The following is a 14,048-nucleotide window of genomic DNA, read 5'->3' as shown; positions in this document are numbered from 1 at the left end:
CAACGAGAGACGGACAACGGACGATGTGACCGTCAGGCGTAATGGTGAACCCGACGAGTCCGTACCGGACTACCAGCTCGGAGCGCGCAGTGGACCCCGGAACCGGTTGCGATGCAGATGTGTGTATCGCGAATGCGGCGATCTGTATCGCCGGGCGCTACTCAGGCTGCAATTTTTTGCTGTGCCAGCTCGCGGTAACGGGCCGGTGTGACTCCGACTGCTTGGCGGAACAGTCGAGCGGCATGGCCGCGGCTGTTCCAGCCAACCTCACGCATTGCGGCTTCGATCGGCAGGTCGGTTTCCCGAAGCAGTCGGGCAAGCTGCTCGGCGCGCACGGTCATCAGGTACGCCATTGGTGACTTGCCGTAGGCGTCGACGAACACTCGGCCAAGCTGGGATGGGGACAGGTGCACGGTCTCAGCGAGGGCACCGAGCGTCCACCTTCGCGCCGGCACTCTACGCAGAAGTTCTGCCACCTCACGCGCCTCGCCCCGCAACGGTGCGCACGGCCGCAGCCGTAGTGGTCCGGGATGGGTGGTCTTGCGCTGGGTTGCTGACCGACGCACGAGGGTGGTCTTTACGTAAGGCATGACCACGTCAAGCACGGCGAACAGCAGCGCTTGCATTCGGTAGAAGTATTCCGGCGACTGGCCGTCGAGACTGAGGGTGGCCAGCTCGTCGAGCCATGGCATGAGCATCCCTGCGCGGTTCTCGCCGAGACGGAGTATCTGCGCGGGCTCGGAGTACAGCTCCTCAGCGAAGTCTCGCGCATGAAATCTGTCGGTCAACATGGGTGTGTGTTGCCAGAACACTTGGTCGATGACGTAATCGCGATCGAGATAGAGCGTGGTGACCGTAATGGAGCCCTCTGGCTCAATCCCGCAGAGAGTGTTCGCGCCGAGTGCCACGACGTCACCGATAGAGACGGGCTTCTCACCGAACTCGCTCAGCAGGATTGCCGACCCATGACGGACGAAGATCAGCTTCACCCAGTCATAGGCCACAGGCGGGATCGGTGTGTAGATGCTCCGGCTACGAGCAAGGACCGGTCCGGCCAGGTTCTCGGTGTCGCGCCGCATCTACTCAGGCCACGGTCACCCGCATGCGACCGGGCAGCGTCTTTCCGCGGATCGTGGGTGACAATGACCAGTTCGACCTGGGACGACGTCGCTCACGGGCCACTCGTTTCGCGGGTAAGGCGCACGGTGACGCGCCAGCGCATTGCCTGACAGCAGCGTTGGACGGAGACGTCGATCTCGCGGATCGCGACGGCCGAGGTGACGGCGCGCATTAGGAGGGTCAGCATCGCAGGCCCTACGACTTCACAAGACGAGCGATCGCATCGGAGGCTTCCTTGATCTTCGCCTCGGCGCTTGTGTCGCCGTCGTGGATCGCGGATGCGACGCAGTGTTTGAGGTGGTCCTCGAGCAGGCCCAAAGCGACGTTCTCCAGTGCTGCGGTGGCGGCGCTGATCTGGGTGAGGATGTCGATGCAGTACGTGTTCTCGTCGATCATGCGGTGGATGCCGCGGGCCTGACCTTCGATGCGCTTGAGGCGGGCGAGGTAGCGGTCTTTGTCGCTGATGTAGCCGTGCCCGGCAGGAGCCTGTGGTGTTGGGGCTGCGCTTGTCATGGCGAGACTGTGTCCTTTCTGATCTCGGTGGTGCCCCGATCAGCGCTGGTTGGGTGGTTCGGCACGGTGCGGTTTAGGAACGTGCCGGTGCTTGTCTCAGGCCGGAGGTCGAGGCGGCGCAGCAGCTGAGCGTTGAGCGCGACGACGACGGTAGAGGCCGACATCAGGATTGCGCCGATGCTCATCGGCAGCACGAATCCGATCGGCGCCAGGACGCCGGCGGCCAGGGGTACGGAGATGAGGTTGTAGCCGGCTGCCCACCACAGGTTCTGCTTCATCTTGCGGTAGCTGGCGCGGGAGAGGTCAATGACCGAGAGCACCGAACGCGGGTCGGAAGAGGCGAGGATGACCCCGGCCGAGCCGATCGCGACATCGGTGCCGGCGCCAATCGCGATGCCGACATCGGCTTGGGCGAGGGCCGGGGCGTCGTTGACGCCGTCACCGACCATCGCGACCTTGCGCCCCTCACCCTGGAGTTCGGCGACCTTGGCGGCCTTGTCCTCGGGCCGGACTCCGGCGAAGACCCGGTCGATGCCGAGCTCGGCAGCGACGGTGTCGGCGACGGCCTGGGCATCGCCGGTGATCATCACGACCTGCGCGCCGGCAGCGTGGAGCGCATCGACAGCGTCCCTGGACTCCGGGCGGATCTCATCGGCCAGCCGCAGGGCGCCGATGACCTCGCCGTCGGCGAGGACATGCAGGATGATCGCCCCCTCGGATCGCCACTGCTCGGCCACCGGCAGCTCGCCGAGGTGGCGCTGTTCGAGCAGGTAGGGACCCCCGACCTCGACCACCGTGCCGCCCACGGTCGCTTTCACTCCCACGGCCGGGGAAGAGGAGAAGTCACGAGCTGATGGGACGTCGAGGTTGCGTTCCTTCGCGGCCCCGATGATGGCACGGGCGAGCGGATGCTCGCTATCGGCCTCTGCTGCGGCGGCCAACGCCAGCACCTCGTCGTCGGTCCGGCCGCCGACCGGTTCGATGCCGGTGACGGTGGGCTCGCCCTTGGTGAGGGTGCCGGTCTTGTCGAACAGCACCGCATCGACCGTGCGCATCGACTCCAGCGCGAGGCGGTCCTTGATGAGTACTCCGCCGCGGGCGGCGCGTTCGGTGGCGATGGAGACCACCAGCGGGATCGCCAGGCCCAGCGCGTGGGGGCAGGCGATGACCAGCACGGTGATGGTGCGCACCACCGCGGTGTCGGGCAGGCCGAGGACGGACCAGACCACGGCGGTGATCGCGGCCGCGCCGAGCGCGAACCAGAACAGCCACGCCGCGGCGACATCTGCGATCCGCTGCGCGCGGGAGGAGGATGCCTGCGCATCGGAGACCAGCTTCTGAATTCCCGCCAGCGCGGTGTCCTCACCGGTCGCGGTGACCTCGACCCGCAGTCCCGAGTCGGTCGCAACAGTGCCGGCGACCACCGAGTCACCCACCTGACGGCGCACGGTCTTGGACTCCCCGGTGACCATCGACTCGTCCATCGAGGCCGACCCGTCGACGATCCGTCCATCGGCGGGCACTGCCGATCCGGGGCGCACGATGACGAGATCGCCGACCGCGAGATCGGCGGGGGCGACCTTCACGACCTGGCCGCCGTCGATCTTCTCGGCCTCATCGGGCAGCAGCGCGGCCAGGGAATCCAGGGCGGAGGTGGTCTGGGCCAGGGAGCGCATCTCGATCCAGTGACCGAGCAGCATGATGACCACTAGCAGGGCCAGTTCCCACCAGAAGTTCAACTCGTGGTCGATCAGGTGCAGCGTGGCGCCCCAGGAGGCGACGAAGGCGACCGTGATCGCCAGCCCGATCAGCAGCATCATGCCCGGTTTTCGGGAGCGGACCTCCGAGAGGGCACCGGTCAGGAACGGCCAGCCGCCCCAGGCGTAGATGACGGTGCCGAGCACGGGCGAGACCCACCACACCCACTCGGCGTCGGGGAGGTGATAGCCGAGCAGATGGGCGAACATCTCATTGAACCCGACCACCGGCACCGCCAAGGCGAGCATGATCCAGAACAGCCGCCGGAACTGCCCGACGTGATCACCGTGACCCGCATGGCCACCATGGCCACCGTGGTGGTCGTGACCGTGAGGTGCCCCCGCGGCGCCGCGGTGACCCGCGTGATCGTCGTGGCCGGTGTGGTGACCGCGGTGCTGGTGTTCGGCGTCCGGGGCGTGCTCGTGATGGTCAGCGTGTTCCGCCTGGCCCTGCGTGGCTGGGGCGTGGCCGGTGTGGTCCTCGCCGTGGTGGGTGGTGTGTTCGTTCATGTTCGTCTCTCCGATGTGTCGCCGCTTCGTGGCGCCCCTGGTAGCGGCGCTGGTGGCGTGGCCGCCGCGTCTCAGGGCGCGGGCTGTATCTCGCTCTCGACGACCCACTTGTGGTTGGTCATGGTCATGCCGCCGGCTTCGACGTCGACGACGTAGACGGTCTCCTCGGTCGAGGAGACGATCGTGGCCCTCGCCCCGTCCATGCCCTCCATGTGCGCGGCGGCAAGGGTGACCTCGCTGCCGTCGGGCAGACGCTCGTCGCCGGCGTCGGCGACTTCTTCCTGGACGACCCAGCGATGATCGGTGATGGGGTCGCCGCCGGTGGTGGGGGTGTAGTCGACCGCGTAGGTGTAGGTGTCGTAAGCGCCCACGATCGTCGCCGCCGCCCCGTCCATGCCCGCCATGTGGTCCGCGGTCAGGGTGACCTCGGTGCCGACCGGGTAGGTGGGGTCTGTGGCCTCGGTCATCCCCTCGGGTACCGGGCCGCCGTCGGCCGGGTGATCCATCCCGCCATGCTCGCCATGATCCTGCGAGGCGCCTGCGGGCGGATCCTCGTCGGTGTCCTCAGCGGCACAGCCGGTGAGCAGAACGGCGACGCTCAGCAGCCCGGCGCCAACGATGGCACCCAGACGCCTGGCCGGGAGCTGGTCAGTGTGTCGTGTCATCATGTGTGTCCTTCCTTGCGACCAAGCGCCGCTGGCTGTGTCTCGGCCTCAGGCGGCGTTCGCGTAGCGGTCCGGATCGGCATCGAACAGGGGCCCGCAGGACGCGCAGCACAGCCAGTACCGCTGCCCGTTGTGGTCGCGGACCAGGCCGGCGGCTTCCGCTTCGGCCTTGACGACCGGGGTGCCGACCATGACCGGGCACTCGGCCATCTCGGCCGCGGGCGTCTGGGCGATGGCCTCGGCGCTGGGGCCGTGGCCGCTGCATCCACTTCCGGACGCGGCGGTGCTCCCGGTGTCGGTGTGGTGGTGGTCGTGTGCGGTCATCGGAGGTGTCCTTTCGGTAGTGGTGATGACAATGGAGAGGATGGTTCAGGCGTTCACGGGTTCGCGTGCCGGTGCAGGAGCACCGCCGGGGGGCGCGGTCTGGTCGTCGGTCTTGGCCTTGAATGTGCGCAGCCTGAGGCTGTTGGAGACGACGAACACGCTGGACAGGGCCATCGCCGCCCCGGCGAGCATCGGGTTGAGCAGTCCGAACGCGGCCAGCGGGATGGCGGCGGTGTTGTAGGCGAAGGCCCAGAACAGGTTCGTCTTGATGGTGCGCAGGGTGCGGCGGGCGAGCCGGATGGCGTCGGCTGCGGCGCGCAGGTCGCCGCGGACCAGGGTGATGTCGGCGGCTTCGATCGCCACATCGGTGCCGGTGCCCATGGCCAGGCCGAGGTCGGCCTGGGCCAGGGCCGGGGCGTCGTTGACGCCGTCACCGACCATCGCGACGACCTTGCCCTCGTCCTGGAGGCGGGCGACGACGTCGACCTTGTCCTTCGGGAGCACCTCGGCGATCACTTCCGTGATGCCGACCTCGGCGGCGACCTGCTCGGCCACGGCCTGGTTGTCGCCGGTCAGCAGCACCGGCGTCAGTCCCAGCTCGGTGAACTGGCGGATCGCTTCGGCGGAGGTGGGCTTGATCTGGTCGGAGACCACGAGCACGCCACGTGCGGCACCGTCCCAGCCGACCGTGATCGCGGTCTTGCCCTCGGCCTCGGCGGCCTGCTTGGCGGTCTTGAGGTCGTCGTCGAGGTGCTGGGACCACTCGGCCAGCAGCGACTCGCGTCCGGCGAGCACGGCGTGACCGTCGACGACGCCCTGAACGCCCTTGCCCTCGACGTTCTCGAACGACTCCGGGGTGGGCAGGTCGCCGACCTCGGCGGTGGCTCCGGTGGCGATGGCTTGGGCGATGGGGTGCTCGGAGTAGTCCTCCAGGCCCCCTGCCAGGCGCAGCAGCTCAGCCCGGTCGGTGCCGTCGGCGGGGATCACGTCGGTGAGGGTCATCTTGCCGGTGGTGACGGTGCCGGTCTTGTCCAGCACGATCGTGTCGACGCGCTTGGTGGACTCCAGCACCTCCGGGCCCTTGATGAGCACGCCCATCTGCGCGCCGCGGCCTGTGCCGACCAGCAGCGCCGTCGGGGTGGCCAGGCCTAGGGCGCAGGGGCAGGCGATGATCAGCACCGCGACCGCCGCGGTGAACCCGGCCGAGAGCGGGAATCCTGCGCCGATCCACGCACCGAGCGTGGCGACGGCGATGGCGATCGCGATCGGCACGAACACCCCGGAGACCCGGTCGGCGAGGCGTTGGATCTCAGCCTTGCCCGACTGGGCGTCCTCAACAAGCCTGGCCATCTGCGCCAGCTGGGTATCCGAACCGACCCGGGTCGCCTTGACGACGAGACGTCCGCCGGCGTTCACGGTCGCTCCGGTCACCGTGTCACCCTCGCCGACCTCGACCGGCACGGATTCGCCGGTGAGCATCGACGCGTCGATCGCGGAACTGCCGGAGACGATGACGCCATCGGTGGCGATCTTCTCGCCGGGCCGGACCACGAACTCGTCCCCGACGCTCAGCTCCTCGATGGAGATCCGTTCTTCTGTGCCGTTCCGCAGGACGGAGACCTCTTTCGCGCCGAGTTCGAGCAGGGCACGCAGGGCGGCTCCGGCGCGGCGCTTGGAGCGCTTCTCGAAGTAGCGACCCAGCAGGATGAACGTGATCACCCCGGCGGCGACCTCCAGGTAGATGTGCCCGAGGCCGTCGGAGCGGGAGATGGTCAGCTCGAACGGGTGGACCACGCCGCGGTCGCCGGCGGTGCCGAAGAACAGCGCGATGATCGACCAGATCATCGCCGCGCTCGTGCCCACGGAGATGAGGGTGTCCATCGTGGCGGCGCCGTGCTTGAGGTTCATCCAGGCGGCCTTGTGGAACGGCCACCCGGCCCAGATCACCACGGGAGCGGCCAGGGCCAGGGAGGCGAAGCCCCAGTAGTCGAACTGCAGCGCCGGGATCATCGCCATCGCGATCACCGGGACCGCGAGTACGGCTGAGCCGATGAGTCGCTGGCGCAGGGCGCGCAGCTCGGCGTCCTCACGGGACTCGCCCTCGTTCCCGTCGCCGGGCGCGGCGGCGCCCTTGGGGGTGGGGAGCTCGGCGGTGTAGCCGGTCTTCTCGACTTCCGCGATCAGCAGCTGCGGGTCATAGCCTGCAGGGGCGGTGACGCTGGCCTTCTCGGTGGCGTAGTTCACGCTCGCGGTGATGCCGTCGAGCTTGTTCAGCTTCTTCTCGATCCGGTTCGCGCACGACGCGCAGGTCATGCCGCCGATCTGCAGTTCGACGCCGGCCAGGTTGGTACCGGTGGACTGGTCAGTGCTCATGGTCCTCTCCTTCCTCGTGCTCGCCCTGCCCGTCGCCGGTGCTCGTCGAGCCGCCATCACTGCCGCCGCCGCTGCTGGTGCCGCTGGTATCGATCACCAGCGGCGCGGTGTGCACCTGCCCGTCGACCTGGAAGTCCAGGAACAGCAGGTAGCGGCCCGGCGTGGGGGCGGTGGCCTCGAACACGATCTCCGGTCCCGACGTCTGCCCGGCGGCAGGTGCGTCGCCGTGGGGGTGGACGTGCAGGTAGGCCAGGTCCCCGTCGCGCAGCGCGACCAGGTGCCCGAACGCGCCCAGGTACGGCTCCAGCGTCGTGACCGGTTGCCCGTCGCGGGTGATGGTCATGGTCAGCGCCGAGGACTCGCCCGCGACCAGGTCACCGGCCACCGCGACGTCGAACCCGTCTACGGTGGTCTCCGCGGTCGGCTCGGCCGCCACGGTCGCGTAGTCGCCGGGCACCTGCACCGTGGTCGAGAGCGTGATGCCCTCACCGGTCTCGGCAGGGACGAAGTCGGCGAACACCCGGTAGCTGCCGGCCGCGTCCCACTGCCACGGGATCGACCAGGTGCCGCCTGCGTCCATCTCGGGGTGCACGTGGCGGAACTGCTGCCCGTCGGCGCGCACGACGATCAGGTGCAGCTCCTTCTCGTGCTCAGTCTCGAAGTCGGTCACCGCCTGGCCGTCAGGCCCGGTGATCGTCAGCGACAGCTCACCGTCGGCGCCGATCGCACTCGGGGCGCCCAGGTCGGTGAGCTGGTAGCCGTCCTGCGCCACGCCCAGCCCCAGCGACGACGCGGCCGCGTCGTGGCCGGCGTGTCCGCCCTGCCCATTCATGTCCTCTCCTTCCCCGTCGTTGTGGGCGGCGTGCTCGCCGCTGTCCTCTGCCCATGCCTGCACGGCGCTCTCGGGGACGACCGCGCCCGCCGTGGCGAACGCCACGGCGAACACGGTCACCAGCCCGGCGCCGTACAGGCCGAGCCGCGCAGGCGCCTTCATCTCAGCTCCTGACCGCGGCGTAGCCGGCCTCGTCGACGGCCGCGAGCACCGCGGCGTCGTCGACCGGCTGCTCACTGGTCACGGCCAGCTGCCCGGTCTGGGCGCTGACCTCGATCCCGGTGACGCCCGGGACCTGCGAGACCTCGGCTCGCACCGATCCCTCGCAGTGTCCGCAGGTCATCCCGGTCACCTGGTACTCGGTCGTGGTTGCCATGATGCTGAACTCCTTCACTTATGTACGACTTGGATGTCTTGACTGTATACCCCATAGGGGTATCAATCAATCGGCGTCTACTTCCGCCGAGGCCGGCTGCGTCTCGCCGGTGGGGCGCAGGTGGCGCAGTCGGGTGGCGGAGATGATCGCGGCCACGCCGGCGATGGCGGCGGAGACGATCGCGGCGGTGTTGAGGCCACCGGAGAACGCGTCTTGTGCTGCGTCGACGAGCTGCTGGCCGAGTGCTCCGGGGAGCTCGGCGGCTGAGAGCAACGCACCGTCGATGCTGTCGGAGGCCGCTGCGGCGGCCTCCGGCGGCAGGCCGTCGGGCAGCGTGCTCTCGATGTTGCTGCGGTAGGCGGCGATCCCGACGCTGCCGATGACCGCGACGCCGAGCGAGATGCCCAGATCGTTCGCGGTGGTCGCCAGACCCGAGGCGCCGCCGGCCTTCTCCGGAGGCACCGAGCTGACCACCAGGTCGGTGGTCAGCGCCATCGAGGGGGCGACGCCGGGGTAGGTGATCACGAAGCTCGCGATCACCAGCGCCAGGCCGGTGTCCGCGTCGAGCTGGGTGAACAGCAGGTAGCCCACGACCTGGGTGAGCAGGCCGATCGCGATCACGTTCCCGGGCCGGAACTTCCGCGCGAACACCGGAGAGAGCGTCGAGACGACGATCAGCACCGCGGCCGCCGGCAGGATCGACAGGCCCGCCTGCAGCGGCGAGAGATCCTGGACCTGCTGGAGGTACTGGGTGAACAGCGAGTACACCCCGCCGAGCGCTGCGGCCGACAGCAGGAACACCGCCAGCGCCCCGGACACGGTGCGGTTGGCGAACAGCCGCACGTCCAGCAGGGGCCGCTCCGCGCGCAGCTGCCGGATCACGAACCACATGCCGATCAGCACGCCGGCGACGAGCAGGCCGATCGAGGGGCCGGCCGGCTCCTGGGCGGCGAAGCGCTTGATGCTGTAGATGATCGCCAGTAGCCCGCCGACCAGCAGCAGGGCGCTGAACAGGTCGATCCGCGCGGTCGGGTCCTTGTGCTCGGGCAGCAGCAGCGGCGCGCCGATCGCCACCAGGGCCATGATCGGCACCGCGACCAGGAAGGCGGCCTGCCACCCGAAGCCCTCCAGCAGCAGCCCGGACAGCAACGGACCGAGCGCGACACCGGCGGAGATGCCGCCGGCCCACACCCCGATCGCCATCCCGCGCTGCTTCGCGTCGGCGAAGAGCACGAAGATCAGCCCCAGCGTGGCCGGGATCATCATCGCCGCCGCCAGCCCCAGGATCGCGCGCCAGACGATCATCAGCTCCGGGATCGTGGTCAGCGACGCCGCGATCGACACCGCGGCGAACAGGATCGCGCCGAGGACCATCAGTAGGCGCTTGCCCACCCGATCGCCCAGCACGCCCATCGCGACCAGGAACCCGGCCATCACGAACCCGTAGATGTCCAGGATCCACAGCAGCTGCGTGCTCGACGGGTTCAGGTCCGCAGCCATGTTCGGCGCGGCCAGGAACAGGATCGTCAGCATCATGAACAGCAGCGTCGAGGGGGTCACCAGGACCGCCAGACCCCACCACTGCTTCGCGCCGGCCTTGGGCGCCTGACTGTGTGCGCCGCTCATGTCGCACCTCCGGCGCGTGTGCGTGTCGGTCTCATGGTCGTGCCGCTCCTCTCGCGTCCCTTCCTTGCCACCGGGACTGGTGACCACACCAAAACTCGTGCATCGGTGTACAGGATGTAACGGCTACACTATCTCATACATTCCGATACGAGTTGTGAGGTGGAGCATGCCGACCAAGAAGGGCACCCAGGCCAGCGGCACACGGCGGGCACCGGCGTCCGGGCCGACGTCAGGGGGTCGGGCGGCGAATCAGCGGGCGGACGCGCAGCGGAACCGGGCCAAGATGTTGGCCGCGACCGTAACCGCGATCCGCAAGAACCCCGACGCCTCGGTCGCCGACATCGCCGCCGAGGCCGGCGTGGGCCGGATGACGCTGTACGGGCACTTCCAGAACCGGGCCGAGCTGATCGACGCCGCCCTGGCCGAGAGCATCGAGCGCGGCGAGGAGGTGCTGCGCGAGGTACCCCTCGACGGAGAGGCGACCGAGGCGTTCCGAGGACTGGTCGCCTCCAGCTGGGTGCTGGTCGATCAGTCCCGTGCCCTGCTCGCGGCCGCGCAGAAGGAGCTGCCCGCCGCGCGCATCCGCGAGATGCACGAGAAGGCCGAGGCCCGCATGCGGGGCCTGCTGCTGCGCGGTCAGCGCGAGGGTGCCTTCCGCAGCGACTTGCCGGTGACCTGGCTGCTCACCACCACCCACGTCGTGATGAACGGCGCCGCAGAAGAGGTCCGGGTCGGACGCCTCGACCCCGACGACGCGCCCTGGTTCATCGAGGCGATCCTGATCCCGGCGTTCACCGTCACCGGCGAGACAGACCCGCGATGAGCACCCGCACGGTCGCCGTCGTCGGTGCCGGTGCCGCCGGGACCGCCGCCACCACGGCCCTGCGCACGCGCATCGCCGACAGCGGTATCGAGGTCGACGTCGAGCTGTTCGCCCGGACCGGCGAACAGCCCCACAACCGGACCCTGGTCAACAAGGGTGTCGCGATCGGGCTGCTCGAACCGCACCAGACCGCCCTGCCCGAGACCGGTGTCCGACTCACCGCCGACACCGTGCGCGGCATCGAGCCCCGCGCCCGACGGGTTCACCTCGACTCCGGCCGGAGCGAGACCTTCGACGCGCTGATCATCGCCAGCGGCAGCCGGCCCCGCCACCTGGACGAGGACGTCATCGGCCGCGACCAAGCCATCGCCACCGGACGCCTCACCACGCTGCACTCCCTCGCCGACGCCGTCCGGGTCCGCGACCGCATCGCCAACCATCGGGCGCGAGTGATCATGCTCGGCGGCGGCGTCCTCGGCTCCGAGACCGCGTCCCTGCTCACCGACGCCGGGCACGACGTCGCCCTCATCACCCGCTCAGCACTGCCAGGGGCCAGCGCTCTCGGCGAAGCCGTCGCCCAGCAGCTGCTCGACCTGCACCGGCGCCAGCACGCCGCCTACCTCGGATGCAGCCCGCGCGCCATCCGCACCGCCGCCGACCGCATCACCGTCGTCCTCGACGACGACACTCAGGTCGACGGCGACCTCATCGTCCTCGCCCACGGCACCCTGCCCGCCGCCCCAGCCCCCTGGAGCGGACCCGACGGCATCCCCGTCGACAGCCGGCTGCGAGCCCTGCAAGCCCCCGACCAGCGCATCTACGCCGCCGGAGGCGTCGCGGTGCACCACTATCCCGGCCATGCCTCCTACCGAATCGACCACTGGGACGACTCCGCCGCCCAAGGCACCCACGCCGCCCGGGCACTCCTCCACGACCTCGGCCACGACGACGACCCCGGCCCCTACCTCCCGACCTCCACCTTCTCCGCACGCATCCACGGCCACACCCTCACCGGAGCTGGCCACCCGGCACCCGCCACCAGCACACGGCTCCTCTCCAGCGAACCCCTGCTCGCCGGCCACTACCTCGGCGATGCCCTCGTCGCGCTCACCGGGATCGACGCCGTCGGCCAAGTCCGTGAACGCCTGTCTGACCTGCATCCTCAGACATCGGTGCCATCGTGAGCAGAACGCTGTAGCGACAAACTCTCCTCCCCCTTTCAGGTCGGTCCAGCATGGAGGGCGTCGAGTGCGCCTATGGCTTGCAGCGGAAGGACTCCGTTCCCGAGAGCAGCGAGCTGCTGGTTATCGGTGAGGCCGTGAGCCGGATCGGTGACCCAGCCCCCAGCGGCGAAGATGTCCCCGATCAGGGACCACAGCGTCTCCGACTCGGCGTTCTGCCTCGGTGAGCCATGCGGTCCGTGCAGGGCCAGGTCGATGATCTGATGCGACAGTGCGATCGTGCCCTGACGGGCTCGGACCTGTTCCAGGCTCTCGCCGCCGCGGGAGGAGTCCGAGGCCAGCGGGGTCCGGAACAGGGTGGTGGGCGAGGACGAAGATGCGGAACCGCTGGTGGGGAGCGCCGATGGCGGCTGCCAGTAGGCCGATCCATCGCGCATCGCGCCGCAGGTCGGCCAGGTCTCCAGCCACGGCGCCAAACGCCCGGAGAGGTCGGGCTGGCTCGTCTCCCAGACCCCACGGGTCGGGTTCCACCTCGCGAAGGGTTGCGGTCGCATCGCCACCGGGAGTTGCGTTGTCGGGGTTGCATCGGTCATCGGGGGCTCCTTCCGGGAGGTTGCGGACTGCCGGTGCGGAGAGCAGACCGCGCACGTTCTCGATCACCACGAACTCCGGTTGCAGTGCCTCGATCGCGGTCGCCATGTGCGACCAGAGTCCCGAGCGTGTGCCGGGCGCGAGGCCGGCCTGCTTGCCGACGGTCGAGACGTCCTGACAAGGGAAGCCGCCGCAGAGGATGTCCACCGGCGGCACGTCGCTCCAGTCGATGGTGGTGACGTCGCCCAGGTTTGGTGCGTCGGGCCAGTGATGGGCGAAGACGCGGGCGACGGGTTCGTTGATCTCGGAGAACCAGATGGTCTCGGCGTCGAAGACGTGCTCGACAGCCAGGTCGAGGCCGCCGTATCCGGAGAACAGCGACCCGACCCGCAGACGACGGTCCCCGGAAGGGGTGTGGGCGTGCATGAGGGCTCCGGCAGTTCGGCGACCCCGGACCCGAACCCCTCACGGAGCCCATCGCCGGGCTGATCACCTGCCAGGTGCGCGACACCGCTCACCCGCCGCTGACGCCTCGCTGACGTCACGACGAGGCACCAAGGCTTCCGCCCGTCACACCAGCCCCCGTCCGCTTATCGCTCAGCCCCCCATCGGAGCTGCCACGCCTCTTGCAGGTCGAGGCTTGTCAACCAGAGTTGACGGCGCTTCGCGCGGTCGAGGTCTGCTCACCTGACCGCCGAAGGGCGGTGAACGCGGTGACGGTTTCGATGCGCGTGATGTCGGCAGGTGACGGCTGCAAGTACCTGCTGCGCACCGTTGCGGCCGGCGATGGTGATCGGTGGCTGTCGACGCCTCTGACGAGGTACTACGTGGAGGCGGGAACACCACCGGGCCAATGGCTCGGGTCCGGTGTCGTCTCGCTCGGCAAGGGTCAGCTCGCGATGGGAGATCGGGTGTCGGAGGCCCAGCTCCAGCTCTTGATGGGGATGGGTCGTGACCCGATCACCGGTGACCCGCTCGGGCACGCGTTCCCTGCATACAGGTCTGTGCCGGAGCGGATCGAGGCCCGTATCGCGGACCTCGACCCTGGCCTGAGTCCGGGTGCGAAGGGTGAGGCGGTCGCGCAGATCGAGGCCGAGGAGACCGAGCGCGGCAGACGCCGGGCCGTGGCGGGATTCGACTTTACGTTCAGCGTCCCGAAGTCCGCCTCCGCGCTCTGGGCGGTCGCCGACGCCGGCACCCAGGCGCTGATCGGTGAGGCGCATCATCGGGCGGTTGCGGAGGTGGTTGCGTTCATGGAGCGTGAGGTTGCAGCCACCGGGACTGCCGCACCGATAGGTGACATCTGATCTGGCTTGCCCACTGGGCGGCCTGGAAGGATGTGTACCATGCCCGCTCCC

12 protein-coding genes and 2 pseudogenes are annotated in these 14,048 nt (G+C 69.2%); 3 read left to right on the top strand and 11 right to left on the bottom strand.

Annotated features, from left to right (window positions below; all coding sequences use genetic code 11):
- Window positions 1-161 precede the first annotated feature (161 nt).
- The 9 genes from IEW13_RS09810 to IEW13_RS09770 all read right to left on the bottom strand — a co-directional run bounded on the left by IEW13_RS09810 (window position 162) and on the right by IEW13_RS09770 (window position 9,969).
- Complete coding sequence (locus tag IEW13_RS09810; RefSeq protein ID WP_188550756.1) at window positions 162-1,079, bottom strand: AraC family transcriptional regulator; 918 nt, start codon at window positions 1,077-1,079, stop codon at window positions 162-164.
- A gap of 235 nt (window positions 1,080-1,314) precedes the next feature.
- Window positions 1,315-1,632, bottom strand: coding sequence for a metal-sensitive transcriptional regulator (locus IEW13_RS09805; protein WP_005053926.1), 318 nt, complete (start codon window positions 1,630-1,632; stop codon window positions 1,315-1,317).
- A complete protein-coding gene (locus IEW13_RS09800) occupies window positions 1,629-3,899 on the bottom strand; it encodes a heavy metal translocating P-type ATPase (protein ID WP_188550755.1) in 2,271 nt (756 codons plus the stop codon). The genes IEW13_RS09805 and IEW13_RS09800 overlap by 4 nt, the downstream gene beginning before the upstream one ends.
- A 71-nt stretch (window positions 3,900-3,970) precedes the next feature.
- Complete coding sequence (locus IEW13_RS09795) at window positions 3,971-4,567, bottom strand: YdhK family protein (RefSeq protein ID WP_188550754.1); 597 nt, start codon at window positions 4,565-4,567, stop codon at window positions 3,971-3,973.
- Between the two features lie 45 nt (window positions 4,568-4,612).
- Window positions 4,613-4,888 (bottom strand): hypothetical protein, encoded by a 276-nt coding sequence (locus IEW13_RS09790; RefSeq protein WP_005055313.1) that lies wholly within the window; start codon window positions 4,886-4,888, stop codon window positions 4,613-4,615.
- Window positions 4,889-4,933: 45 nt separating this feature from the next.
- A complete protein-coding gene (locus IEW13_RS09785) occupies window positions 4,934-7,261 on the bottom strand; it encodes a heavy metal translocating P-type ATPase (protein WP_188550753.1) in 2,328 nt (775 codons plus the stop codon).
- Entirely contained in the window at window positions 7,251-8,255 is a 1,005-nt protein-coding gene (locus IEW13_RS09780; protein WP_005049373.1) for a DUF8832 domain-containing protein, read from the bottom strand. Before IEW13_RS09780 ends, IEW13_RS09785 begins: the two co-directional genes overlap by 11 nt.
- A gap of 1 nt (window position 8,256) precedes the next feature.
- On the bottom strand, window positions 8,257-8,469 hold the full coding sequence (locus IEW13_RS09775) for a heavy-metal-associated domain-containing protein (protein ID WP_005049374.1): 213 nt from the start codon (window positions 8,467-8,469) through the stop codon (window positions 8,257-8,259).
- 66 nt (window positions 8,470-8,535) lie between these two features.
- A complete protein-coding gene (locus tag IEW13_RS09770) occupies window positions 8,536-9,969 on the bottom strand; it encodes an MFS transporter (RefSeq protein WP_229745081.1) in 1,434 nt (477 codons plus the stop codon).
- 292 nt (window positions 9,970-10,261) lie between these two features.
- Between IEW13_RS09770 and IEW13_RS09765 the strand changes: the two genes are divergently transcribed.
- Together IEW13_RS09765 and IEW13_RS09760 are read left to right on the top strand one after the other, a co-directional pair.
- Window positions 10,262-10,918, top strand: coding sequence for a TetR/AcrR family transcriptional regulator (locus IEW13_RS09765; RefSeq protein ID WP_005049377.1), 657 nt, complete (start codon window positions 10,262-10,264; stop codon window positions 10,916-10,918).
- Window positions 10,915-12,102, top strand: a complete 1,188-nt coding sequence (locus IEW13_RS09760; protein ID WP_005049378.1) for an NAD(P)/FAD-dependent oxidoreductase — start codon at window positions 10,915-10,917, stop codon at window positions 12,100-12,102. Before IEW13_RS09765 ends, IEW13_RS09760 begins: the two co-directional genes overlap by 4 nt.
- 35 nt (window positions 12,103-12,137) lie before the next feature.
- On the opposite strand, the gene IEW13_RS17455 is transcribed toward IEW13_RS09760, so the two are convergent.
- Entirely contained in the window at window positions 12,138-12,692 is a 555-nt protein-coding gene (locus IEW13_RS17455) for a hypothetical protein (RefSeq protein ID WP_005049379.1), read from the bottom strand.
- Between the two features lie 79 nt (window positions 12,693-12,771).
- Window positions 12,772-13,116: pseudogene (locus tag IEW13_RS17450) on the bottom strand (DNA cytosine methyltransferase); the annotation flags it as partial.
- A gap of 299 nt (window positions 13,117-13,415) precedes the next feature.
- Here IEW13_RS17450 and IEW13_RS09750 point away from each other — a divergent pair.
- Window positions 13,416-13,991 (top strand): annotated as a pseudogene (locus IEW13_RS09750) (relaxase domain-containing protein); the annotation flags it as partial.
- Window positions 13,992-14,048: the final 57 nt, after the last annotated feature.

Source organism: Sediminivirga luteola (assembly GCF_014639315.1).
Taxonomy (GTDB): domain Bacteria; phylum Actinomycetota; class Actinomycetes; order Actinomycetales; family Brevibacteriaceae; genus Sediminivirga; species Sediminivirga luteola.
The sequence above is the reverse complement of the archived record's forward strand: the minus strand, read 5'-3'. Positions and strand labels throughout refer to the sequence as shown.

What these genes read in the sequence shown, in the direction of transcription:
- IEW13_RS09810 (WP_188550756.1), bottom strand. Translation starts at nt 1,079, where the DNA reads ATGCGGCGCGACACCGAGAACCTGGCCGGACCGGTCCTTGCTCGTAGC.
- IEW13_RS09805 (WP_005053926.1), bottom strand. Translation starts at nt 1,632, where the DNA reads ATGACAAGCGCAGCCCCAACACCACAGGCTCCTGCCGGGCACGGCTAC.
- IEW13_RS09800 (WP_188550755.1), bottom strand. Translation starts at nt 3,899, where the DNA reads ATGAACGAACACACCACCCACCACGGCGAGGACCACACCGGCCACGCC.
- IEW13_RS09795 (WP_188550754.1), bottom strand. Translation starts at nt 4,567, where the DNA reads ATGATGACACGACACACTGACCAGCTCCCGGCCAGGCGTCTGGGTGCC.
- IEW13_RS09790 (WP_005055313.1), bottom strand. Translation starts at nt 4,888, where the DNA reads ATGACCGCACACGACCACCACCACACCGACACCGGGAGCACCGCCGCG.
- IEW13_RS09785 (WP_188550753.1), bottom strand. Translation starts at nt 7,261, where the DNA reads ATGAGCACTGACCAGTCCACCGGTACCAACCTGGCCGGCGTCGAACTG.
- IEW13_RS09780 (WP_005049373.1), bottom strand. Translation starts at nt 8,255, where the DNA reads ATGAAGGCGCCTGCGCGGCTCGGCCTGTACGGCGCCGGGCTGGTGACC.
- IEW13_RS09775 (WP_005049374.1), bottom strand. Translation starts at nt 8,469, where the DNA reads ATGGCAACCACGACCGAGTACCAGGTGACCGGGATGACCTGCGGACAC.
- IEW13_RS09770 (WP_229745081.1), bottom strand. Translation starts at nt 9,969, where the DNA reads ATGGCTGCGGACCTGAACCCGTCGAGCACGCAGCTGCTGTGGATCCTG.
- IEW13_RS09765 (WP_005049377.1), top strand. Translation starts at nt 10,262, where the DNA reads ATGCCGACCAAGAAGGGCACCCAGGCCAGCGGCACACGGCGGGCACCG.
- IEW13_RS09760 (WP_005049378.1), top strand. Translation starts at nt 10,915, where the DNA reads ATGAGCACCCGCACGGTCGCCGTCGTCGGTGCCGGTGCCGCCGGGACC.
- IEW13_RS17455 (WP_005049379.1), bottom strand. Translation starts at nt 12,692, where the DNA reads ATGACCGATGCAACCCCGACAACGCAACTCCCGGTGGCGATGCGACCG.